Source organism: Rhodococcus jostii RHA1 (genome assembly GCF_000014565.1).
GTDB classification, from domain to species: Bacteria; Actinomycetota; Actinomycetes; order Mycobacteriales; family Mycobacteriaceae; genus Rhodococcus_F; species Rhodococcus_F jostii_A.
On sequence record NC_008268.1, the window covers coordinates 6,239,975 to 6,262,371 of the forward strand.

The following is a 22,397-nucleotide window of genomic DNA, read 5'->3' on the forward strand; positions in this document are numbered from 1 at the left end:
GACCCGACTACACAACCATCAACAGAGCGTTGACAACAGACTGTTGATGGCGTGTGGTGGTCGGGTGACCACCGGCAGGTCCACCAGGACTTCCTGCGCACAACGTTGCCGTGGCGGACGCGTGCACCGCCTGGCAGCTGGCCGAGATGGGTTTCGGCGAGACGACCGTGACCTTCGACGAGACGATCACCCGGCTGGCGACCGCGGCCGACGCCCTGGCCGAATTCGAGGCGCCCCTGGTCGCGGGCATGGACCGGTTCGCCGGCTATCACCGGCGGTTCGCCGGTGCCCTCGAGCGAGCGGGCACCGATCCGGCCTGGATCACGGCAACCGACCGCGACTCCTGCCACCGCGCCTGGTTCGAGTTCCACGAGGACCTCATCGCTTCCCTCGGCCTGGCCCGATGACAGGCCTAGTCTCGAATTATGGGCCTACGACTGCGAGACAGCATCGGACGTCAGTTGCGCGAGCTTCGCTACGAGCCGACGGCGAAGCGGATCCGTGCGGTGCTGAACGGGACCACGGTGGTCGACAGTGACCGTGCGGTCCTGGTCTGGGAACCGCGGCGCGTCGTTCCCACGTACGCGGTGCCGGCGGAGGACATCGACGCGGAGTTGTCGCCGGAGCCAACGGATTCGGTGCCGGTCGAGGGCGCCGGCGACGTCGGTTTCGCCCTGCCGGACGTGACGACGATGCCGGTACTCGATCCGCGGGTGCCGTTCTCGGTGCACAGCACGGAGGGCGAACCCGTCGTGCTCCGTACCGCCGGCGCGGAGTACGCCGTGGGGTTCCGGCCCGGAGACGAGGGCCTGACCGGGTACGTGGTTCTCGATTTCGACGGCTTCGACCGCTGGCTCGAGGAGGACGACGAGATCGTCGGTCATCCGCACGACCCGTTCCAGCGCATCGACGTTCGCCGCACGTCCCGCCATATTCGGGTGATGCTGGGCGACACCCTCCTCGCCCACACTCGGCGGGCGAAAATGCTGTTCGAAACACTACTTCCGGTCCGCTACTACCTGCCGCCCGGCGACGTCGTCGCGGAGCTGCAACCGAGTGCGACGACGTCGTACTGCGCCTACAAGGGCGAGGCCGCCTACCGGTCCGCGGTCACCGCCGGCGGAGTGCTTCACGACATCGCGTGGCGATACGACGAGCCCCTCGTCGACGCATCGGAAGTTCGGGGACTCGTGGCGTTCTTCGACGAGCGGCTCGATCTGGTCGTCGACGGTGTGGCCCGGCCTCGGCCGGTGACCCCCTGGTCCTAGTACTTCTCGCGGGTGCCGGTGTCTGCGCGGCCGAGGACGATCTCGAGCGCCCGGGCCTCGTGGGCGTGCCCGAGCAATTCGTATCCGACGACCGTGACGACCGGTGCCAGCATCACCACGATCAGACACCACGCCATCGACACGCCTTGCGCGGCCAGCACCAGTGCGAGCGCGATCGTGGCCGCGGTCAGGACGAGGAGCAGGATGTGGAACGGGTCGGGCACCCGCAGCAGATACGTGTACAGCGCGTAGACGCCCGCGAGGAAGATCGCGACGGGCGCGGCGACGGAGAGCACCGTCGCCGTCGCGCCGATGTGGGAGGCGTGTTCGATGTAGTACGCGGCCACGTGTAGTCCGGCCCCCACCGCGGCCAGCGACGCGAAGAGCGCGATGTGGCTGTAACCCCAGACGAACGACCGGCTGCGGTACACCGCGAGCACCTCGGCCGACGGCAGGGTGTAGTACACCCACCACAGTCCGAACGTGAGCCCGATGCCGGCGACCGCGACGAGTATCGCGTCGAGCGTCCAGCCCTGGTGTTCGACCACCGCGGACAGTGATGCCACGGTGCCGATCACACCTTCGCCGAGGGTGATGATCACGAGCAGGCCGTGACGCTCGACGATGTGGTGTGCGTGCCAGGGTGTTCCGCCCTTGTACCGTTCGGCGATGACGGGGCTGGTCAGCTCGACGAGGATGAGTATCGCGCCGAGGCCGAACGCGTACTCGACGGTGAGGGGCGCGATCACCGATGCGACCCAGCCGATCTGCGCGAGGACGAGCATCGTGGCATACGTCAGTGACGCGGAACGGTGCTCGGGGTCGTGTTTGGCTGCGCGCAGCCATTGGAACACCATGGCGATGCGCATGACGATGTACCCGGACACCATCACGGAATTGTCGAGTTCGACCCCGCGGTCGATGGACGCGAACATCGGAGGCATGCCCAGCGCCAGGATGATGACGCCGATCATCTGGATCATGGTGGTGACCCGGTAGATCCAGTCGTCGGTGTCGTAGGCCGACGCGAACCAGGAGAAGTTGATCCACGCCCAGATGATCGAGAACATCGCGAACGCGAATCCCGCGAGTCCGGCGGCGACGTGTCCTTCGGCGACGAGGTGCGCGAACTGATCGCCGGCGACGCCGAACGCGACGACGAACGTCAGGTCGAACAGCAGCTCCAGCGGCGTTGCCGCACGGTGTTCCTCGTGCGGATCACGCCCGACCATCTTCTGGACACGGTGGGCGAGCCTTCTGCTGTTCGGTGCCGGTTGTCCGGGCGTGTTCACGGCGGTCCGCTACGGAGTTCCCTGGTCTGCCTGCACCACGAGGTCCGCGACCGCGCCGGGCTGGGACACCAGGACGGCGTGCGACGCCGAAACTTCCGTGATCCGGGCTCCCGCGCGCGTCGCCATGAACCGCTCCGCGGCCGCCGGAATCACGCGATCGTTCTGCGCGACCATGGCCCAGCTGGGTGTCGACGCCCACGACGGATCGGCGGTCGGCTCGAGGTTCGCGACGAGCGCAGCCGACTTCTGGTGCGCGATCATGCCTGCGACGGTGGCGTCCGAGACGTCCTGGGCGAACACCTCGTGGAAGCGGCCGGGATCGATGTAACCGTCGAGGTTTCTCCCGGCGATTCCGGTGGGATCGTTCTCGACAACCTTCACCTGCAGCACCGGTGGGAGCAGCTGGCTGCCGGGAAACCGGATCGGGTCGAGGTTCAGCATGACGGGCTCGCCCTGCGCCGGGGCGAAGGCCGCCACGTAGACGAGGGCCTCGACGTTCGGCGAATGCACGTTGGTGATGACCGCGCCGCCGTAGGAGTGACCGACGAGCACCACCGGTCCCGGGATGTCCGCGAGCACCTTCTCGATGGCGGCGGAGTCGTACGCCGGTCCGCGCAACGGGTTGTCCGGGACCACGACTTCGTACCCTCGGCCGCGCAGTTCCGCGGCCACCGCATCCCAGCTGGTGGTGTCGGCGAACGCACCGTGGACCAGCACCACTGTCGGCAGGTCCTGGGCGACGGCCGGTCCGGCCCCCACGATGAGCGTTCCGGCAGCCGCGATCGCGCACGCGGCAACGGCGGTTCGTAGTCGAAGAAGTCGCATCACTCGTCTCCCGAGTCAGGAAAGAACACAGTGGGTAGGGGTGAAGGGGCCTGCGCGCCAGGTGTAGTCGTGCGACGACAGGCACCGTCATACGAGAGCAACGCCGTGGCCTGGCCCTTCGTCGCTGAGATTACTCGCCCGCAGCGCGGTCGGCATCATTTCGGCTAGCGTGATCGGAGGGGGACTTTTCGCTCGTGTGTGCACGCTCCGCTCTCGTCAGGAGGAATCCCCGTGGATCTCGCGTTGGGCGGCACCGTCGCCGTGGTCACCGGAGCCAGCAAAGGTATCGGGCTCGCCATCACCCGGGCGCTCGCCGCGGAAGGCGCGTTCGTGGTGGCGGGGGCGCGTTCGCCCGGCCCCGAACTGGAAGAACTCGTCCGCAGCGGAACGGTGGAGGCGGTGAGCGTCGACCTGTCGACCCCCACCGGCCCGGGTGAACTCGTCGCCGCCGCCACTGCTCGGGGCAGTCTCGGCGTCGTCGTCAACAATGTCGGCGCCGCCCACCCGAGACTGACCGGTTTCCTCGACGTGACCGACGAAGACTGGATCACGACGATGAATCTCAACCTGATGTCGGCGGTGCGGACGATCCGCGCCGCTCTGCCGACGATGATCGCGGCGGGCCGGGGAAGTATCGTGACCACGAGTTCGGTCAACAGTTTCCTGCCCGACCCCACCGTCATCGACTACTGCGCGTCCAAGGCCGCGCTCACCAACTTCTCGAAGGCTCTGTCGAAAGAGGTGGGACCGTTGGGTATTCGGGTGAATACCGTCAGTCCCGGTCCCGTGTCGACCGCCCTGTGGCTCGGCGACGACGGGGTCGCCGCCACGGTGGCGCGCGCCGCAGGCGGCGACCCGGAGGCAGTGGCGGAGCGTGCCGCGACGCAGGCGGTCACGGGCCGGTTCACCCGTCCGGAGGAGGTGGCGGATCTCGTCGTGTTCCTCGCGAGCGACCGGGCGGGCAATGTGACGGGGTCCGATTTCGTGATCGACGGCGGGCTCGTCACCACCCTCTGACGTTCGAGTCTAACGGCGGCCCAGAAGTTTCCGCATTCCCTCGGCAGCCCCGCGCACCAGGGTGTCGCGGGGGAAACCGCTACGCTTGCGGGCCGCGTCGTAGTTGCCGCCCGCCACCCAGACCGGCCCGTCGGCGATGTGTGCGAGCCCCTCACGGGCAACGTCTTCGGGTTCGGCGACGTTCATTCCGGGAAGATCGAAGTTCAGGCCCGCCCGGACCATCGCAGGCGTGCGGGTGACGCCGAGGACCAGTTCGACCACGTGGACGCCGAACGGTGCGAGTTCGAGCCAGAGGCTTTCCGCGAAGATCCGGCCGAACGCCTTGGATGCGGCGTAGATGCTCTGGTCTTCCGAACCCAGGTACCCGGCCAGCGAACCGACCAGCACGATGCCGCCGCGGCCGCGGTCCTTCATCCTCGCACCGAAATGCTGCGACAGGTGCAGCTGAGAGGTGATGTTCAGGTCGATGACGCGGTGGAAGCCGGCGAGGTCTCCGCTGACGAACTCGTGTCCGTAACTGTTGGCTCCGGCGTTGAAGATCATCAACCCGACCTCGACGTCGTCGGTGGCCGTGCGGATCCGGTCGAGGGCGTCCGGATCGAGAAGATCGAGCGCGAGTGTGCGCACCAGGACGCCGTGGGCACGGACCTTGGCCGCGGTCTCCTCGAGCGGCCCGGGTTTGCGGGCGATCAGCACGAGGTTGATCGCCGCGCGGCCCAGCTCCTCGGCGAAACTCGCGCCCACACCCTCGGAGCCGCCTGCGATCACGGCCCACGGCCCGTAGCGCTCGGTGTCGATCATGTTGTGTCCTTCCGGAAATCGTTCAGTGGGCGGCGACGGGCGTCGGGACGGGGTCGGGATCGCGCACCGGGACGGCACCCTCTTCCGCGGCTCGGGTGATCGACGCCGTCAGCGCCGCGCATTCTTTACGGGGAGCGCCAGGGCGCCCCGGTCCCGCACTGCCGATCTCGCGGCACCGGGCTCGGGCTGCGTCGTCCCACTGAACGGAAGTGTGTTCCCAGCTGTTCTTCCGGACCAGGACGCTCGCGCCGCACTCAGTGCACTGCAGCGGTTGCATCGGCTTCGCGCGCCTTTCGTGCGAGGTTCTCTTCCACTTCCCGCTTCCACGACTCGACCGGCCGGGTGGTGTCGAGTTCGAACTCGAACCGCTCGGTCATTTGCGGGGTCACCGCATCGACGTCGACGTAGAACTGCTCGTACCACCGTCGCAGCTGGTAGACCGGGCCGTCCTCCTCACACAGGAGCGGATTCTCGATGCGGGTCTTGTTCTTCCAGATCTCGATGTCCTGCTCGAAACCCTTCGCGATGAACGTGCCGAAACTCTTCGCCATCTCGGTGGCCGCCTCGCCGTCGAGTTCCTTCGACTTCTTGACGATGATGCCGTACTGCAGCACGAACTTGTCGGCGCTGACGGGGTAGTGGCAGTTGATCAGCACGGAGTCGACATCGTGCGTCTCGTAGCGGTACGTCAGGTCGTCGACCATGAACGAAGGTCCGAAATACGTAGCATCCGAGCGACTTCCGAGCATGCGGGGCTGTCCCGACGCGTGCGGGCGCATGTCGTCGCGGGCCTGGCCGCGCATGAACTGGCTGGCGACGTGGCCCTCGAAGACGTTCTTGAAGTAGGTGGGGAACGAGTAGTGCACGTAGAAGAAGTGCGCCATGTCGACGATGTTGTCGACCACCTCGCGGCAGTTGGTGTCGACCGTGGTCCGGTACCAGACCCAGTCCGTCCACTCGTCGTCGAGTGCGCCGTCGATGCGGGGAATCGTGACGTCCACGGGCGGCGGATTGCCCTCCGGATCGTTCCACACGAACAGCATCCCGTCCTGGTCGAGCGCGTGCCACGACCGGGTCCGGGCGAGCGGCGGAACCCGGCGTGCGTACGGAATCTTCTTGCACCGGCCGTTGCTTCCCCACCGCCAGTCGTGGAACGGGCACGCCACCTCGTCGCCTTTGACCGTGCCCTGGCTGAGGTCGCCGCCCATGTGCCTGCAGTAGCCGTCGAGCACGGTGAGATCGCCCGCACTGTCGGCGAAGACGACGAGCTTGGTCCCGAACGCTTGCACGGAATGGGGCTTGCCGTCCCGGAATGCCTCGGACAATCCGATGCAGTGCCATCCACGGGCGAATCGGGTGGGCGCTGCGCCCGCGTCGATTTCGCGTACCTCGACTGTCTCGGACTGTTGGGTGGTCACGATGCGTCCCGTCCTCTCCTGGGCTTGTGCGGTGCCCTGCACGCTAAGTGAGCGTGGACGGCGCGCATCGCGTTGTCCCACTGGACGGGACCGGGCGGTGAGGCGGTGTTTCCCGTTGAGCGAGACGCACATCCACACGCGGGTGTGATCGCCCTACCCTCCGACAGATGACGAACGAGGTCCTGGGATCGGTCCGCGGCCTGCTGCCGATGATCGCGGAACGCGCGGACAAGGTCGACGAGTCGCGGCGGGTGTCCGAACAGGTGATCCGTGAGCTCGGCGACGCCGGAATGTTCAAGATGCTGCAGCCCAGGCGGTACGGCGGCACGGAAAGCAATCCGGTGCACTTCTACGAGGTGGTGCGCGCCGTGTCCGGTGTGTGCGGTTCGACGGGTTGGCTGGCGTCCGTGCTCGGTGTGCACCCGTGGCACCTGGCGCTGTTCGACGACCGGGCGCAGCGGGACGTGTGGGGCCACGACGATTCGGTACTCGTGTCGTCCGCCTACGCACCCGTCGGGCGGCTCGTTCCGGTCGAGGGCGGTTACCGGCTGACAGGGGACTGGCATTTCTCCTCGGGCTGCGAGCACGCGTCGTGGGCGCTGCTCGGCGCGATGGTGGTCGGGACCGCGGGCCGCCCGGTCGATTTCATGACCGCGCTGGTGCCGCGGTCGGACTACCGCATCCACGACGTGTGGGACGTGGTGGGGATGCGCGGCACCGCCAGCAACGAGATCAGCGCCGAGGACGTGTTCGTTCCCGACTACCGGATCAAGAGGAACTACGAGACGGCGCAACTGCGCGGACCCGGGCAGAAGGTGAACCGGGGACCGTTGTACCGGCTGCCGTTCGCCACGCTCTTCACCACCACCGTCGCGGCGCCGGGGGTCGGTGTCGTCGCGGGGTGCTACGAACGCTACTTGACGTTCATGCGGGAACGAGTGCGGCTCAGCCTCGGTGGCGGCCGATTCGTCGACGACCAGTTCGCCCAGGTCGCGGTGGCCCGGGCGTCGTCCGAGATCGACGCCGCGATACTGCAGATGGATCGCAACGTGCGTGAACTGTGGGAACTGGCCGAGGCCGGGGAGGAACTCCCCATGGGTCTGCGTCTGCGGGTGCGCCGCGATCAGGTTCGCGCCACCGAGCGAGCCCTCGACGCGATCGACCTGCTGTTCAAGACCGCCGGCGGGAGTTCGCTGTCGCGCGGCAACGCGATCGAACGGTCGTGGCGCGACGCCCACGCGGGCAGCGTGCACGTGGCCAACGAGCCCGAACGCGCCCTCGCCCTGTTCGGCAGGGGCGCGTTCGGGCTCCCGGTGGAGGACAACCTCGTGTAGTCAGCTCCGCATGTGCTGAACTGCCCGGTAGGAGAAGACCATCGCGGTGCCGAGCGGCACTCCGGGACCGGGATAGAACCGGCCGCTGAGCGATGCGCTGGTGTTGCCCGCCGCATACAGTCCGTCGATGGGTGTGCCGTCGGCGCGCAGGACGCGGGCGTCGGCGTCGGTCCGGACCCCGCCCTTGGTGCCGAGGTCGCTGAGCACGATGCGGGCCGCGTGGAACGGGCCCTGCGACACCGGGCTCAGTGCCGGGTTCGGTGGCGCGTCCGCACCCGTGCCCGGAGGGCAGAAGAAGTTGTCGTACGGGTCCTCTCCCCGGTGGAAGGCCTCGTCGACGCCGTGCTTGGCGAAGTCGTTGAACTGTTCGACGGTGCGGCGCAGAGCGTCTGCGGGGACGCCGATCTTCTCCGCGAGTTCCTCGATCGTGTCGGCCGAGACCCAGGTGCCCGCCGCGTGATGCTTCTCGGCGGAGATGTGCGGAATGGAGATGGCAGGCAGCACGGGCCCGCCCTCCTTCGAGTCGAACACGAGATACGAACTGCGGCTTCCGTGCTCGATCATCGCTCGACCGAACTGGTCGTACGGCAGGGACTCGTTGAGGTACCGCTCTCCGGACGTGTCGACGAGAATGCCGCCGCGCACACCCACCATGAAAGCGCCGGAGCCGTCCGGAAGCTCGACCCCGGGGCACCACCACGCCTCGTCGAGGAGTGCGGTGTCGGCACCGATGTCCACCGCCGCCCGCAGGAGGTCACCGGTGTTCGCGCCGCGCGGGCCCATGCTCCAGTCCGCCTTGCCCGGCGTTCCGTTCTCGGTGCGCAGGGCCGCGTTGCCCTCGATCCCGCCGGCCGCGAGCAGCACGCCGCGCGTCGCCCGGATCCGGACGGTCTCACCGGCGGCGTTCGTCGCCAGGGCGCCGACCACCCGGCCGTCCTCGACGACCAGCGAGCGCGCGGCGGTCTCGGTGCGCAGTTCCGCGTGCCCGGTGCCGTGCAGCGCCATGAGAAGGCGCCCGATCAGGGCGCGGCCGCCGTTCAGTGTGCCCTCCGGATGCGGTTCCCCGGCCCGGTCGACGTCGGCCTCGGGCCGGATGACCTCACGCAGGTCCCCGACCTCGTCGCTCGGCAGGTCGAGCGGGTTGATCGCGCGACCGTAGTCCATCCGGCCGGGCGCCTTGTAGTAGTCGGGGAACGCGCGCCACTCGAACTCGATGTGGGGATCGCGTTCGAGGAGGTCGACGACCTCGGGCGCGGTGGCGACGTACGCCTCCTGACGGTCGATCTCCTCGTCACCGACCACTGCGCGCAGGTACGTGCGCGCCTTGTCCGTGGAGTCGCCGATGCCGGCGCGCTCCTGCACGGCGGTGCCCGGCAACCACACCGCGGCGCCGGAGTACGCGGACGTGCCGCCGAACAGTGGGGTCTTCTCGAGGACGAGGGTGCGCAAACCCTGCGAAGCGGCCGTGTAGGCGCCGGTCAGCGCGCCGCCCCCCGAACCGACCACCAGCACGTCGCACTCGGTTGTCCAGTCCTGCATCGTCGTTTCCTCCGTTGATGGTCTGTGGAGACTGGCGGTCCAGTCGTGGGGTTCACGCAATCGCATCCGGGCGGCCTGCGGCATGCGCGGTCCCACTCACCGGACGAAATTCGATGCTTTCCCGATCCAATGCGAGAATCGACACCGGATCCGGGGCTGTGTGCGGAGTAAAGGGGGATCGAGGGTGCCGAGAATCGCCGAAGTGCGGGACGCTGCCGAACCGAGTTCGGAGGAACAGCGGGCCCGCCACGTCCGCATGCTCGAGGCCGCGATCGAACTGGCCACCGAGAAGGAACTCGCCCGGGTCCAGATGCACGAGGTGGCCAAACGCGCCGGCGTCGCGATCGGGACGCTGTACCGGTATTTTCCGTCGAAGACGCATCTGTTCGTCGCCGTGATGGTCGACCAGATCGACCGGATGGGTGTCGGGTTCAAGAAGAGCGCGCCCCCCGGCGAATCGCCGCAGGATGCGGTGTACAACGTGCTCGTCCGCGCCACCCGCGGTCTGCTGCGACGGCCCGCACTGTCCACCGCGATGATCCAATCCACGAGCACCGCCAACGTCGCGTCCGTGCCGGACGCGGGGAAGGTCGACCGGGCATTCCGGCAGATCATGCTGGACGCCGCCGGGATCGAACATCCGACGGAGGAAGACCTCACGGCACTGCGTCTGCTGGTGCAGTTGTGGTTCGGTGTCATCCAGTCCTGCCTCAACGGCCGGGTCTCGATTCCCGATGCCGAGTCCGACATTCGTAGGGCGTGTGACCTGCTGCTGGTCAATCTGTCGCATCGCTGACAGCTCGCCGGCGTAGGGCCGTCTCGCCGTCGAGATCGAAATGAAATTCATTCCTGACCTCTGAGCTGCGCGGAGAACTATTTCGCACGGCAAAGGGCATTGATGTCTCCTCAAAAATAGAATACATTTCAAAAATGAGCCGCGGACGCGTCCGCGAGCCAGAAGAACCCAAGGAGCGGAACATGGGCAACGCCGTCATCGTCGACGCGGCACGGACACCGATCGGGCGCCGGCGCGGGGCACTGTCCGGACTACACCCCGCCGAACTGCTCGGCGCCGCACAGCGGGGTGTCCTCGAACGCGCCGGGGTCGCCCCGGCGGACATCGGCCAGATCGTCGGCGGATGCGTCACCCAGGCCGGTGAGCAGTCCAACAACGTGACCCGGCAGGCATGGCTGCACGCGGGACTGCCGTACACGACGGCGGCCACGTCGCTCGACTGCGCCTGCGGGTCTTCCCAGCAGGCCGTGCACGTCGTGGCGGGTCTCATCGCGTCCGGCCAGATCTCCGCCGGAATCGGGTGCGGTGTCGAGGCGATGAGCCGGGTGTTCCTCGGCCAGGCCGTCACACCGGAGACCGGCAACCCGTACCCCGACGACTGGTCGATCGACATGGGCGACCAGTTCACGTCCGCCCAGCGCATCGCCGACCTGCGCGGACTCGGGCGCGGCGACGTCGACGCGTTCGGGCTCGAGTCGCAACGACGCGCCGCCCAGGCCTGGGCGGACGGACGGTTCGACTGCGAGATCGTTCCCGTCACCGCTCCCGTCGTGGACAAATCCGGCACGCCCACCGGTGAACTCGCGGTGGTCACCCGGGACGGGGGACTGCGCGAGACGACGGCGGAGGCCCTGTCGGCCCTGAAGCCCGTGATCGACGGCCATATCCACACCGCGGGCAACTCGTCCCAGATCAGCGACGGCGCCGCCGCCGTCCTGCTCATGGACGGCGGCCGTGCCCGCGAACTCGGATTGCGGCCGCGCGCGAGGATCGTCGCGTCCGGCATGGTCGGCTCCGACCCGTACTTCCACCTCGACGGGCCGATCGAGTCGACGCGCATGGTCCTCGAACGCGCCGGAATGTCTTTGGACGACATCGATCTCGTCGAGATCAACGAGGCGTTCGCGTCCGTCGTGCTGTCGTGGGCGCAGGTGCACGGGGCCGACATGTCGAAGGTGAACGTCAACGGCGGCGCCATCGCCCTCGGACACCCGGTGGGCTCCACCGGGGCCCGGCTGATCACGACCGCCCTGCACGAACTGGAGCGCTCCGACACCTCCACCGCGCTGGTCACGATGTGCGCCGGTGGCGCACTGTCCACCGCAACCATCATCGAACGCATCTGACCCCGAACGATCGACGAGGCCGACATGACAATGGGATTGACCGAAGAAGAGCGCGACCTGCGCGACTCGGTGCGGGGCTGGGCCACGCGGACCGTGACCCCGGCCGTGCTCCGGGAGGCCGTCGAGGCCAAGACCGAGCAACGACCGCTGTTCTGGAAGTCGTTGGCGGACCTGGGCGTACTGGGACTCCACCTGCCCGAAGACGTGGGCGGGGCGGGGTGCGGGCTGGTGGAACTGGCAGTGGTCACCGAGGAACTCGGCCGGGTCCTGCTGCCCGGTCCCTTCCTCCCGACCGTGCTGCTCGGTGCCGTCCTGCACGAGTCCGGGCGCACGGGTGAGCTCTCCGGGGTGGCCGACGGTTCGACCCTCGGTGCGGTGGCCCTGCAGCCGGGCTCGCTGCGTCTCGTCCGGGACGGCGGAGTGGTGACACTGGACGGTGAGTCCGGGTACGTCCTCGGCGGGCAGGTGGGCGACCTGTTCCTGCTCGCGGCAACGGATGGCGACGAGACCGTCTACGTGGTGGTCGCCCGCGACCGGCTCGACGTGACCGACCTGCCCAGCCACGACGTGGTGCGCCGCAGCGCGACCGCGGCGGCGAATCGGCTGGCGATCGCCGAAGTCGATGTGCTGCAGATCGATTCGCAACGCGTTCGCGATCTGGCGGCCACCTTGTTCGCCGCCGAGGCGTCGGGTGTCGCCGACTGGGCCGTGACCACCGCCGCCGACTACGCCAACGTGCGCCATCAGTTCGGCCGCCCCATCGGCCAGTTCCAGGGGGTGAAGCACCGGGTGGCCCGCATGCTCTGCCTCGCGGAGCAGGCCCGTGTCTGCGCGTGGGACGCGGCCCGTGCGATGAATCCCGGAAGCAGTGCCAGGGCCGCGACGGCCGTGCCGCGCTGCAGTGCGCCGGAGGCATCACTCGCGGCCGCGGTCGCCGGGGCCACCGCACCCGACGCGGCGTTCGCCGTCACCAAGGACTGCATCCAGGTACTCGGGGGCATCGGGTATACCTGGGAACACGACGCCCACCTGTATCTGCGCCGGGCGCAGTCGCTGCGGATCCTGCTCGGGTCCACCGCATCGTGGCGGCGGCGCGTTGCCCGCGCGACCCTGGGCGGTGCCCGCCGGGTCCTCGGCATCGACCTTCCGTCGGACGCGGAGGACATCCGCGCCGACGTTGTCGCGGAACTCGCGCCCGCCGCCGCGATGGGCGAGGCGGAGCGCAGGACGTACCTGGCCGAGAAGGGTTACACCGCACCGCACCTCCCGACGCCGTGGGGCAGGGGAGCGGGTGCCGTGGAACAACTCGTGATCGCGGAGGAACTGCGCGCGGCCGCGCTGAAGCCCCACGACATGATCATCGGCAACTGGGTGGTGCCCACGCTCATCGCGCACGGCAGCGAAGAACAGTTGCAGCGCTTCGTGCCTCCGTCGCTGCGCGGCGACCTCGTCTGGTGCCAGCTGTTCTCCGAACCCGGCGCCGGATCGGACCTCGCCGGCCTGACCACCCGGGCCACCAAGGTGGATGGTGGCTGGGTGCTGCAGGGGCAGAAGGTGTGGACGTCGATGGCCCGTGACGCGGATTGGGGCATCTGCCTGGCCCGCACGGACGGCTCGGTGCCCAAACACAAGGGACTGTCGTACTTCCTGATCGACATGTCGGGCAGCGACGGTCTCGACATCCGGCCGCTGCGCGAGATCACCGGCGAGGCCCTGTTCAACGAGGTGTTCCTCGACGACGTGTTCGTCCCGGACGAACTCCTGGTGGGCGAACCGGGCGACGGCTGGAAGCTCGCCCGCACGACCCTCGCCAACGAACGGGTGTCGCTGTCGCACGACTCCTCGCTGGGCTCCGGCGGCGAGGCTCTGCTGACCCTGGCAGGCGAACTGCCCGGCGGCATCGACGAAGAGCAGCTGACCGTGCTCGGCAAGGTCCTGTGCGACGCACAGTCCGGCGGCCTGATGGGGTTGCGCACCACCCTGCGAACGATCGCGGGCGGGCAACCGGGTGCCGAGTCTTCGGTCGCGAAACTGCTCGGTGTCGAACACATCCAGCAGGTGTGGGAGGTGGCGATGGACTGGGCCGGACCGCGCGCCCTGCTCGGCGACCAGCCCCGCACGTCCGCTACGCAGATGTTCCTGAACTCGCAGTGCATGTCGATCGCGGGCGGCACCACCAACGTCCAGCTCAACATCATCGGCGAACGACTGCTGGGTCTGCCCCGCGACCCCGAGCCCGGAAAGGGAGCGTGACCTGACATGGCGATCGACGTGAAGGCCGCGCTGACCGCGGAACCGTCCGTACGCGACGTGTCGTGGACCGAGCGCGACGTGATTCTCTACCACCTCGGCCTCGGCGCCGGCGAGAACACTCATGACCCCGCGGAACTGCGCTGGGCGTACGAGAAGGACCTGCAGGTGCTGCCGACGTTCGCGCTCGTCGCGGGGCAGGGAATCTCGGCCGGCGACGCACCGGCGACCGGACTGAGCCTGCCCGGCATCGACGTCGACCTGCGCAGGATCCTGCACGGCGGACAGTCGCTCACCGTGCATGCGCCGATTCCTCCGTCGGGTGAGGCCCGGGTGTCCTCGCGGGTGGCCGACGTATGGGACAAGGGCAAGGCCGCCGTCATCGTGCTCGAACAGACGGCCACCGACTCGGGCGGGAACCCGTTGTGGACCACGGGGATGCAGATCTGGGCCCGCGATGAGGGCGGCTTCGGCGGCTCCCCGGGACCCGAGTCGGTGGCCACGGCGCCGGACCGCGCACCCGACAAGGTGCTCGTGTCGCGCACCGGGACGGCGCAGGCCCTGCTCTACCGGCTCAGCGGCGACCTCAACCCGCTGCACGCGGATCCCGACTTCGCGGCCGCGGCCGGGTTCGAAAGGCCGATCCTGCACGGGCTCGCGTCGTACGGTGTGGTGTGCAAGGCCGTCGTCGACGGGATGCTGGACGGCGATCCCACGCGCCTGCGCCACTACGCGGTGCGGTTCGCGGGCTCGCTGTACCCGGGCGAGACCGTCGAGACCGCGGTCTGGCACGACGGCGACCGGCTGACCCTGCGCGCGACGTGCCCCGACCGTGACGGGCAACCGGTGCTGACCCAGGCGACGATGGAGGTGAGCGGGTGAGCGTCGGTACACATCCCACATTCGAGAACAGCCCGTCGGGGACGGTGCTGACGTCACCGCCCGACGGTTCCGCCGTCGACCGGGCGACCGACGCCGCCCGGCGTGTGGTCGACGCGCTGCTGCGGACCGATCGCGGCAACGCCAACCTCGAGCGCGTCGCGGAAGAGCTGAACAGCATCGCCGGGCATCTCGAGGAACACGCGCCCGCCGTCGCCGAGCGGCTGATCGACATGTGGAACGGCGAAGGGGTCACCCGGCACGATCCCGTCACCGGACCCGAGAACGCGCTCGCGCCGCCCGTGGTCCTCGAGGGACTGTCCGACGGATCGGTCCGGGGCACCGTCACACTGACCATCCCGTACCAGGGGCCGCCGGGGCACGTCCACGGCGGCGTGTCCGCACTCCTGCTCGACCACGTCCTCGGCGTCGCCAACGCCTGGGGTGGAAAAGCCGGCATGACAGCGCAGTTGAGCACCCGCTACCACCGCCCGACGCCGCTGTTCGAACCGCTCACCCTCACTGGGAAGCTGATGTCGGTCGACGGACGCAAGATCACCACCGCCGGCGACATCCGGACCGCGGACGGCCAGGTGTGCGTGTCGGTCGAGGGACTGTTCGTCGACAAGACCGTGCCCCGCCCACGATGACCCCGATCAGGAGCAGAAAATGACGTCACCCGGCCGTTTCGAGAACAAGGTCGTCTTCGTCACCGGCGCGGCGCGTGGGCAGGCCGCGCCGAGGCCGTCCGGTTCGCGTCCGAGGGCGCCGACGTCATCGCGATCGACGCCTGCACCGAATTCGCGTCCACCGCCTATCCCGGCGCCACCCAGGACGACCTGGCCGAGACGGTCCGGCTCGTCGAGTCCACCGGGCGGCGGATCGTCTCCGCCACCGCGGACGTGCGCGATTTCGAGGGCCTCTCGCGGGCCCTCGCGGACGGCATCGAGCAGTTGGGCCGCCTCGACGTCGTGATCGCGAACGCGGGCATCTGCTCGGGTGCGTTGTCGTGGGAGATCACCGCCGAGCAGTGGCAGGAGACGGTCGACGTCAACCTCACGGGAACGTTCCACACCGCGAAGGCGGCGGTTCCGTATCTGATCGAGCAGGGTGAGGGCGGCGCCGTCGTTTTCACCAGTTCGGTGTCCGGGCTGAAGGGCACGCCGTTCACGGGGCACTACGTCGCCACCAAGCACGGCATCACCGGGCTCGCGAAGACGATGGCGAACGAACTCGGTGAGTACCGCATCCGCGTCAACACGGTGCACCCGGCGGGCGTGGACACCGGCATGAAGGTGCGTGACCTGCACCCGCTCATCGCCCGGTACGCGTCGACGCTCGGCTCCATCTACCAGAATTCGCTGCCCTACCGCATCACCCAGCCGGAGGACGTCGCCGCCGTCGTCGCGTGGGTGTGTTCCGACGAGGCGAAATACATCACCGGGGCGCAGATTCCAGTCGATCTCGGCAACCTCATCCGCTGAGGTACACCTCTCCTGCTCGCCGAATGTCACAGTGGTGCAGTTCGACTGTACCACTGTGACATTCGGCGTTCGGCCACCGGGGTCAGACGGTGATGTCCCGGCGGACCATCTTGCCGGTTGCGTTGCGGGGCAACAGGTCGGTGGTGATCCGCCAGCGGGTAGGGACCTTGAAATACGACAGGCGATCCGCGGCGTACTCGCGCAGTTCCGCCTCGGTGGCCGCGGCACCCGGTCGCAACACCACGACGGCCGCCACCTCCTGCCCCAGATCCTCGTGGGGCGTCCCGATCACCGCGCACTCGAGCACCTCCGGGTGCTCGTCGAGGCACTGCTCGATCTCGGTGGGATACACGTTCTCCCCGCCGCGCAGGATCAGATCCGAGCGACGTCCGGTCAGCCGCAGGCGACCGTTCTCGACGAGTCCGTAGTCGCCGGTCCGGAGCCACCGGCCCGGGGCGATCGCCGCGGCGGTGGCGGCCTCGTCCTCCCAGTAGCCGAGCATCACGAACGGGCTGCGCACACACACCTCACCCTCGACGCCGTCGGGCAGCCACTCCCCGTACGGGTCGCGGATCTCCATGCTCACCGTGATGATCGGACGGCCCAGAGTGCCGGGGAACTGTTCGAGTTCGGGGGCGGTGGCGACGGCGATCGCGGTACTGCACTCGGTGAGTCCGTAACTGTCCACGAGGGCGTTGCGCGCGAACGGCACCTTCTCGCGCAGCCGTTCCTTGAACGCGACCGACGACGGTGCGGACGCCAGCGAGAACGACGTGAGCGACGACAGGTCGTACTTGTCGAGGTCGTCGTGTTCGACCAGACGGGACGCCATCGTGGGTACCGCTCCCCAGTTGGTGACCCGTTCCCGCTCGACGAGGCGGAGCACGGCGTCCACGTCGAATCCGCCCTGGTGCATGACGACCGCGCCGCCCGTCGCAAGCCGCGGAATCACCAGATTGTGCAGGCTCGCGATGTGGAACAGGGGAGACGTCAGGAGGTAGCGAAGCGGACTCGGCACCGCCGGATCGACAGGGCGTCCACTGAACTCGCCGACCACCGCGTCGCTGAACCGGTGGTAGTCGACGACGGCCAGAATGTTGCGCTGAGAGTGCAGCGCTCCCTTGGGCCTGCCGCTCGTGCCGCTGGTGTAGAGGATGGCGGCGGGATCGTCCTCGTCGACGTCGGTGTGCGGCATCGGGGACCCTGCGTACCGCGCGAAGAGCGCAGGCAGATCCTCCTCCATCGTGAGGACCGGGAGGTCGGTGCCGACCGCGGCGAGTGTCTCCGCGCGCTTCGCGTCGGCGACCACCACGGTGGGGCGACTATGCGTCAGTCCGTACTCGACCTCCCGCGGAACCCACCAGCCGTTCAACCCTACGCTGATGGCGCCGAGCACCTGCGTGGCCCAGAACGCAACCACCCACTCGGGGGTGTTCGCGGCCAGGATCGCCACCCGGTCACCCTTCCGGACGCCGTAGTCCTCGCGCAGCGCCGTCGCCAGGGCCGCGACCGCGGCGGCGTGCTCGGTGTAGGACATGCGGCGATCGGCGGTCACGAGGTAGTCGCGGTCGCCCCACCGGAGCGACGTGGTGAGGAGCTCGCCCACCGACCGCCCACGGTTCTTCATCACCGGCATCCGGGTGCCGAGCACCGGCTCCTCGACGAGTTCGAACCGGCCACCGGGTCCGGTGAGGCGGGACATCACCTGATCCAGGTGCAACTGTGGATCTGTAGGGGCAGTCATCGGGGCGACCTTTCGTCCTCGGGCACTCGTACCGACACAAGATGGCACGCCGTGACGGGCGCCCGGACGTGGTTACCACTCAGCGAGACTGCCGCGATCCGTGACATCCCGGCGCCGTTACGTTCGACAGCGAATCGCAGCTGGAGGAACTCATATGACGATAGATCTCGACCCGCCCGCAGTGAAGGTCGATCCGCTCGCCCCGGCCAAACTCGGGCCGATCACCCTGCGCAATCGTGTGATCAAGGCAGCGACGTACGAGGGCCTGACCCCGAAGGGGCTGGTCACCGACGAGCTCATCGAATTCCATCGGCAGCCCGCCGCCGGAGGCGTGGGCATGACGACCGTCGCGTACTGCGCGGTCGCCGCGGATGGACGCACGTCGCCCGGCCAGATCCAATGGACCGACGAGACGATGCCGGGTCTGCGGAAGCTGACCGACGCCATCCACGCGGAGGGTGCCGCAGTGTCGGCGCAGATCGGCCACGCGGGACCGGTCGCGGCCGCGAAGTACATCGGATTCCCGGCCTTGGGCCCGTCCCGCGCGTTCCGGGTGACCACTCAGAACTTCTCCAAGCCGGCCTCCACGGCAGACATCGCCCGGATCGTCGAGGCTCACGCCAACGCGGCTCGCCGCGCGGTGGAGGCGGGGTTCGACGCCGTGGAGATCCATTTCGGCCACAACTACCTGATCAGCTCCTTTCTCAGCCCGAAGGTCAACAAGCGCACGGACCGGTACGGCGGATCGCTGGCGAACCGCGCCCGGTTCGCGCTCGAGACCGCCCGCGCCGTCCGCGACGCGGTGGGGGAGCGGATCGCGATCCTCGCCAAGCTGAACATGGACGACGGTGTGCCCGGGGGCTTCTGGGTGGACGAGGCCATCCAGGTGGCGCAGTGGCTCGAACAGGACGGTTCGCTGGACGCGCTCGAGCTCACCGCGGGCAGTTCGCTGCTGAACCCGATGTACCTGTTCAAGGGCGACGCGCCGCTCCGCGAGTTCGCCGCCGTCATGCCGCAGCCGACGAAACTGGGAATCCGGTTGGTCGGCAGGCACTTCCTGAAGGAATACCCCTACCGCGACGCCTACCTTCTCGAGGACGCCCGCCAGATCAGGGCCGCCGTGACGATGCCGCTCGTCCTCCTCGGCGGCATCACCGGCAAGGCGACCATGGACCTGGCGATGGCGGAAGGCTTCCAGTTCGTGGCCGTCGCACGGGCACTCCTGCGGGAACCCGACCTCGTCAACCGGATCACGGACGAGACCCACAACCCCGGTCTGTGCATTCACTGCAACAAGTGCATGACGGCGATCTACGGTGGCACCCACTGCGTGCTTCGCGTGCCGTGAGCGTGCATACCGCGTCGATAGGAGAGATGGAGTTGGAACGCACCACGATCGCCCGGATGCTGTTCGACCGGCTGGGCGACGACAGGCTGGGAGTGCGCACCCGGGAACAGGATTGGACCTGGGACGAGGTGGTGCGCGAGAGTGCGGCCCGCGGCGCCGTCGCGTCCTCGCTGCGGCGCGACGGACCGTTCCACGTCGGCGTCCTGCTCGAGAACACCCCCGAGTTCCTGTTCTGGCTGGGCGGCGCGGCGCTCGCAGGCGCCGCCGTCGTCGGCGTCAATCCGACCCGCCGCGGCGCGGAACTCGAGGCCGAGATCCGGTACGTCGACTGCCAGCTGATCGTCACGGACACCGCGGGGAAGGCGCAGCTCGCCGGTCTCGACCTCGGGCTGTCCGAGGACCGGTTTCTGCTCGTCGACGATCCGGCCTACACCGAACTCGTCGCGGCCCACGCCGTGGAGAGCCCGGCCGAGGATCCCGGAATCGACGCGTCGACGCTGTTCCTCCTGCTGTTCACGTCCGGCACCACCGGCACGTCGAAAGCGGTGCGGTGCAGCCAGGGCCGGCTCGCCCGGCTGGCGTACGCGAACACCGCCAAATACGGGCACGTGCGCGAGGACGTCGACTACTGCTGCATGCCGCTGTTCCACGGCAACGCGCTGATGGCGCTGTGGGCGCCCGCCCTCGCCAACGGCGCCACCGTCTGCCTGCCGCGCAAGTTCTCCGCCTCCGGATTCCTGCCCGACGTCCGGTTCTTCGGCGCCACGTTCTTCACCTACGTCGGCAAGGCGCTGGCGTACCTGATGGCCACACCCGAGCAACCCGACGACCGTGACAACACGCTCGTCCGCGGTTTCGGGACCGAGGCGTCCCCGGAGGACAAAACCGAATTCGTCCGCCGGTTCGGCGCCGAACTGTACGAAGGGTACGGCTCGAGCGAGGGCGCCGGTTCGGTGACGCTCGATCCCGACGCCCCCGAGGGTGCGCTCGGCAGACCCGCGAACGAGAACATCGTCATCGTCGACCCCGACACCCGCGTGGAGAAGGCCCGGGCGCGACTCGACGAGCACGGTCGCGTGCTCAACCCGGACGAGGCGATCGGCGAAATGGTCGACAAGGCAGGCGCGTCGCGGTTCGAGGGCTACTACAAGAACGAGGACGCGATCGCCGACCGTATCCGGCACGGCTGGTACTGGACGGGCGACCTCGGGTACGTCGACGAGGCCGGCTTCATCTACTTCGCCGGCCGGAAGGGTGACTGGATTCGGGTGGACGGGGAGAACACCTCGGCGTTGATGGTGGAGCGCATTCTGCGGCGCCACCCGAAAGTGGTCGCCACCGGCGTGTTCGCCGTCCCGGACCCGCGGTCGGGTGATCAGGTGATGGCGGCCGTCGAGGTGGCGGACCCCACCGATTTCGATCCGGCGGAGTTCGCAGCGTTCCTCGGTAACCAGGACGACCTCGGCACGAAGGCTGCACCGCGCTTCGTCCGGGTGTCGAGGGACCTGCCGGTGACGGGATCGAACAAGGTGCTCAAACGCACGCTGCAGGAACAGCGCTGGCGTTGCGACGATCCGGTCTTCCGGTGGGTGGGACGCGGTGTTCCCGAGTACCACGAGATGACCGACAGTGAGAAGGCCGTGCTGGAGCAGGAGTTCCACACGCACGGCCGGCAACGATTCCTGCACGTGTGACGGTGAGGGTGACATGAAACTGGGTGTGGTGGTTCCCGTCGAGCTGGGAGGGGCGGGCGAGCCCGAGTGGATACTCGAATTCGCGAGGGCCGCCGAATCACTCGGATTCGACGAGATCTCCGCGGTCGAGCATTCGGTCGTCATCGCGGACACGGCGAGTGCCTATCCGTACTCGCCCACCGGCAAGTCGCACCTGCCCGACGACTGCAGCCTGCCGGACCCGCTGGAACTGCTGTCGTTCGTCGCCGGCGCCACGACGACCCTCGGTCTCGCGACGGGCGTGCTGGTGCTGCCCAACCACCACCCGGTGGTGCTGGCGAAGCGTCTCGCCACCCTGGACCGACTGTCCGCTGGGCGTCTGCGCATCTGCCTCGGTCTCGGCTGGATGCGCGAGGAGATCGAGGCCTGCGGCGGCGACTTCGACCGGCGCGGCGCGATCGCCGACGAGGCGATCGCGGTGATGCGGGCGCTGTGGTCAGGTACCGCCGCGGTCGACTTCGCGGGCGAACACTTCTCCTTCCGCGGCGCCCAGAGCTGGCCCAAACCCCACCGGGATTCGGGAGTGCCGCTCTACATCGGCGGACACAGCCCGGCGGCCGCACGGCGGGCAGGGCGGCTCGGCGACGGGTTCCAGCCGCTCGGCCTGGCCGGTGACGACCTGGACCGGGCGATCGCCCGGATGCGGGCGGCGGCAGCGGACGCCGGCCGCGATCCCGCCGACGTCGACCTCGTGCTGGGTGCCACGCTGCCACGGCTCGACGAGGCCAAGCTCGACCGAAGCCGGGACCTGGGCGCGAATCGGCTCGTGCTGTCGGTGTCCCGGCACGCGCAGTCCCTCGGCCAGGTCATCGACGAGATGGCCGCCTGTTCGGCGCGGTTGGGCCTCAGTCCGGCACGGTGACCGGCACGTCCTCGCTGAAGTCGACGATCAGTTCGCGCCGGGAGAACTGCCAGCCTGTGTCGCCGAGCACGTACCGGTCGTGGTAGCGCAACGCGATCCGGTTGTCGCGGAATCCGTTTCGACCGGCATAGACGTGGTGCGCCGTGCAGTACGTCTCGCCCGACGCCGTCGACCCGCCCACGTCGATCACCTGCTGGTGAACGACGTGGCGGGTGGACTGCAGATGCGAGACCGCGTCCACGACGGCGGACGCGAGCACGTCACTGCCGCGGAGTTCCGTTGCCGCGCCGGTGCCCGTCAGCGCGGGCGGGAGGACGAACGTCGCGTCGGAGTCGAACAACGCCGCGAGCGTCGCCGCCTCGCGCCGGTCGACGGCCCGCGCATAGCGGGCGGTGAGTTCGGTGAGAGCGAATCCGGTGGCCATTCCACCATTCCAGCGGACACGCGGCATCGGCGACAGC

General features: G+C 68.7%; 20 protein-coding genes and 1 pseudogene. 13 read left to right on the forward strand and 8 right to left on the reverse strand.

Annotation, left to right across the window (positions count from 1 at the left end; all coding sequences use genetic code 11):
• Nucleotides 1-110: 110 nt before the first annotated feature.
• Complete coding sequence (locus tag RHA1_RS28340) at nt 111-407, forward strand: hypothetical protein (RefSeq protein WP_011597912.1); 297 nt, start codon at nt 111-113, stop codon at nt 405-407.
• 18 nt (nt 408-425) lie between these two features.
• A complete protein-coding gene (locus RHA1_RS28345) occupies nt 426-1,268 on the forward strand; it encodes a DUF427 domain-containing protein (protein WP_011597913.1) in 843 nt (280 codons plus the stop codon).
• Here RHA1_RS28345 and RHA1_RS28350 read toward each other — a convergent pair.
• Both RHA1_RS28350 and RHA1_RS28355 read right to left on the reverse strand, forming a co-directional pair.
• Nucleotides 1,265-2,500: a low temperature requirement protein A gene (locus tag RHA1_RS28350; RefSeq protein WP_011597914.1), complete on the reverse strand. Its 1,236-nt coding sequence runs from the start codon at nt 2,498-2,500 to the stop codon at nt 1,265-1,267. The two genes, RHA1_RS28345 and RHA1_RS28350, sit on opposite strands and share 4 nt — an antisense overlap.
• A 69-nt stretch (nt 2,501-2,569) precedes the next feature.
• Nucleotides 2,570-3,385, reverse strand: a complete 816-nt coding sequence (locus RHA1_RS28355; RefSeq protein WP_011597915.1) for an alpha/beta hydrolase — start codon at nt 3,383-3,385, stop codon at nt 2,570-2,572.
• A 231-nt stretch (nt 3,386-3,616) separates the two neighbouring features.
• On the opposite strand from RHA1_RS28355, the gene RHA1_RS28360 reads away from it, so the two are divergent.
• Entirely contained in the window at nt 3,617-4,402 is a 786-nt protein-coding gene (locus RHA1_RS28360; RefSeq protein ID WP_009479055.1) for an SDR family NAD(P)-dependent oxidoreductase, read from the forward strand.
• Between the two features lie 9 nt (nt 4,403-4,411).
• Here the strand turns inward: RHA1_RS28360 and RHA1_RS28365 are convergent, their stop codons facing one another.
• Genes RHA1_RS28365 through RHA1_RS28370 form a run of 3 tightly spaced genes read right to left on the reverse strand, consistent with a single transcriptional unit; the run spans nt 4,412 to nt 6,621 of the window.
• A complete protein-coding gene (locus RHA1_RS28365; protein WP_011597916.1) occupies nt 4,412-5,203 on the reverse strand; it encodes an SDR family NAD(P)-dependent oxidoreductase in 792 nt (263 codons plus the stop codon).
• A 22-nt stretch (nt 5,204-5,225) separates the two neighbouring features.
• Entirely contained in the window at nt 5,226-5,480 is a 255-nt protein-coding gene (locus tag RHA1_RS52060; RefSeq protein ID WP_081437477.1) for a hypothetical protein, read from the reverse strand.
• Nucleotides 5,458-6,621 carry a 3-ketosteroid-9-alpha-monooxygenase, oxygenase component gene (locus RHA1_RS28370; RefSeq protein ID WP_050787406.1) on the reverse strand — a complete coding sequence of 388 codons (1,164 nt, stop codon included), beginning with the start codon at nt 6,619-6,621 and terminating at the stop codon, nt 5,458-5,460. Before RHA1_RS28370 ends, RHA1_RS52060 begins: the two co-directional genes overlap by 23 nt.
• Before the next feature lie 167 nt (nt 6,622-6,788).
• On the opposite strand from RHA1_RS28370, the gene hsaA reads away from it, so the two are divergent.
• Nucleotides 6,789-7,955: a 3-hydroxy-9,10-secoandrosta-1,3,5(10)-triene-9,17-dione monooxygenase oxygenase subunit gene (gene hsaA / locus RHA1_RS28375; protein WP_011597918.1), complete on the forward strand. Its 1,167-nt coding sequence runs from the start codon at nt 6,789-6,791 to the stop codon at nt 7,953-7,955.
• Here the strand turns inward: hsaA and RHA1_RS28380 are convergent, their stop codons facing one another.
• A complete protein-coding gene (locus RHA1_RS28380; RefSeq protein WP_011597919.1) occupies nt 7,956-9,494 on the reverse strand; it encodes an FAD-dependent oxidoreductase in 1,539 nt (512 codons plus the stop codon).
• A gap of 184 nt (nt 9,495-9,678) precedes the next feature.
• Here RHA1_RS28380 and RHA1_RS28385 point away from each other — a divergent pair, with 184 nt between their 5' ends.
• The 6 genes and pseudogenes from RHA1_RS28385 (at nt 9,679) to RHA1_RS28410 (ending at nt 16,249) form a co-directional block, all read left to right on the forward strand.
• The gene (locus RHA1_RS28385) at nt 9,679-10,290 is read left to right on the forward strand and encodes a TetR/AcrR family transcriptional regulator (protein WP_011597920.1); all 612 of its coding nucleotides are present in this window, start codon (nt 9,679-9,681) and stop codon (nt 10,288-10,290) included.
• A 182-nt stretch (nt 10,291-10,472) separates the two neighbouring features.
• Nucleotides 10,473-11,636, forward strand: a complete 1,164-nt coding sequence (locus tag RHA1_RS28390) for a steroid 3-ketoacyl-CoA thiolase (RefSeq protein WP_009479064.1) — start codon at nt 10,473-10,475, stop codon at nt 11,634-11,636.
• 24 nt (nt 11,637-11,660) lie between these two features.
• A complete protein-coding gene (locus RHA1_RS28395) occupies nt 11,661-13,889 on the forward strand; it encodes an acyl-CoA dehydrogenase family protein (RefSeq protein WP_011597921.1) in 2,229 nt (742 codons plus the stop codon).
• A 6-nt stretch (nt 13,890-13,895) separates the two neighbouring features.
• Nucleotides 13,896-14,768, forward strand: coding sequence for a MaoC/PaaZ C-terminal domain-containing protein (locus RHA1_RS28400; protein ID WP_009479066.1), 873 nt, complete (start codon nt 13,896-13,898; stop codon nt 14,766-14,768).
• Nucleotides 14,765-15,415, forward strand: a complete 651-nt coding sequence (locus tag RHA1_RS28405; RefSeq protein ID WP_011597922.1) for a PaaI family thioesterase — start codon at nt 14,765-14,767, stop codon at nt 15,413-15,415. The genes RHA1_RS28400 and RHA1_RS28405 overlap by 4 nt, the downstream gene beginning before the upstream one ends.
• Nucleotides 15,416-15,434: 19 nt before the next feature.
• Nucleotides 15,435-16,249: pseudogene (locus RHA1_RS28410) on the forward strand (mycofactocin-coupled SDR family oxidoreductase).
• An 82-nt stretch (nt 16,250-16,331) separates the two neighbouring features.
• Here the strand turns inward: RHA1_RS28410 and casG are convergent.
• Nucleotides 16,332-17,993 (reverse strand): steroid-24-oyl-CoA synthetase, encoded by a 1,662-nt coding sequence (gene casG / locus RHA1_RS28415; protein ID WP_011597924.1) that lies wholly within the window; start codon nt 17,991-17,993, stop codon nt 16,332-16,334.
• Between the two features lie 154 nt (nt 17,994-18,147).
• Here casG and RHA1_RS28420 point away from each other — a divergent pair, with 154 nt between their 5' ends.
• Genes RHA1_RS28420 through RHA1_RS28430 form a run of 3 tightly spaced genes read left to right on the forward strand, consistent with a single transcriptional unit; the run spans nt 18,148 to nt 21,936 of the window.
• The gene (locus tag RHA1_RS28420; RefSeq protein ID WP_011597925.1) at nt 18,148-19,341 is read left to right on the forward strand and encodes an NADH:flavin oxidoreductase; all 1,194 of its coding nucleotides are present in this window, start codon (nt 18,148-18,150) and stop codon (nt 19,339-19,341) included.
• 26 nt (nt 19,342-19,367) lie between these two features.
• A complete protein-coding gene (gene casI, locus RHA1_RS28425; protein WP_011597926.1) occupies nt 19,368-21,035 on the forward strand; it encodes a steroid-22-oyl-CoA synthetase in 1,668 nt (555 codons plus the stop codon).
• A gap of 13 nt (nt 21,036-21,048) precedes the next feature.
• A complete protein-coding gene (locus tag RHA1_RS28430; RefSeq protein WP_011597927.1) occupies nt 21,049-21,936 on the forward strand; it encodes an LLM class F420-dependent oxidoreductase in 888 nt (295 codons plus the stop codon).
• Here the strand turns inward: RHA1_RS28430 and RHA1_RS28435 are convergent.
• Nucleotides 21,920-22,360 (reverse strand): nuclear transport factor 2 family protein, encoded by a 441-nt coding sequence (locus RHA1_RS28435; RefSeq protein WP_041812149.1) that lies wholly within the window; start codon nt 22,358-22,360, stop codon nt 21,920-21,922. The two genes, RHA1_RS28430 and RHA1_RS28435, sit on opposite strands and share 17 nt — an antisense overlap.
• Nucleotides 22,361-22,397 lie beyond the last annotated feature (37 nt).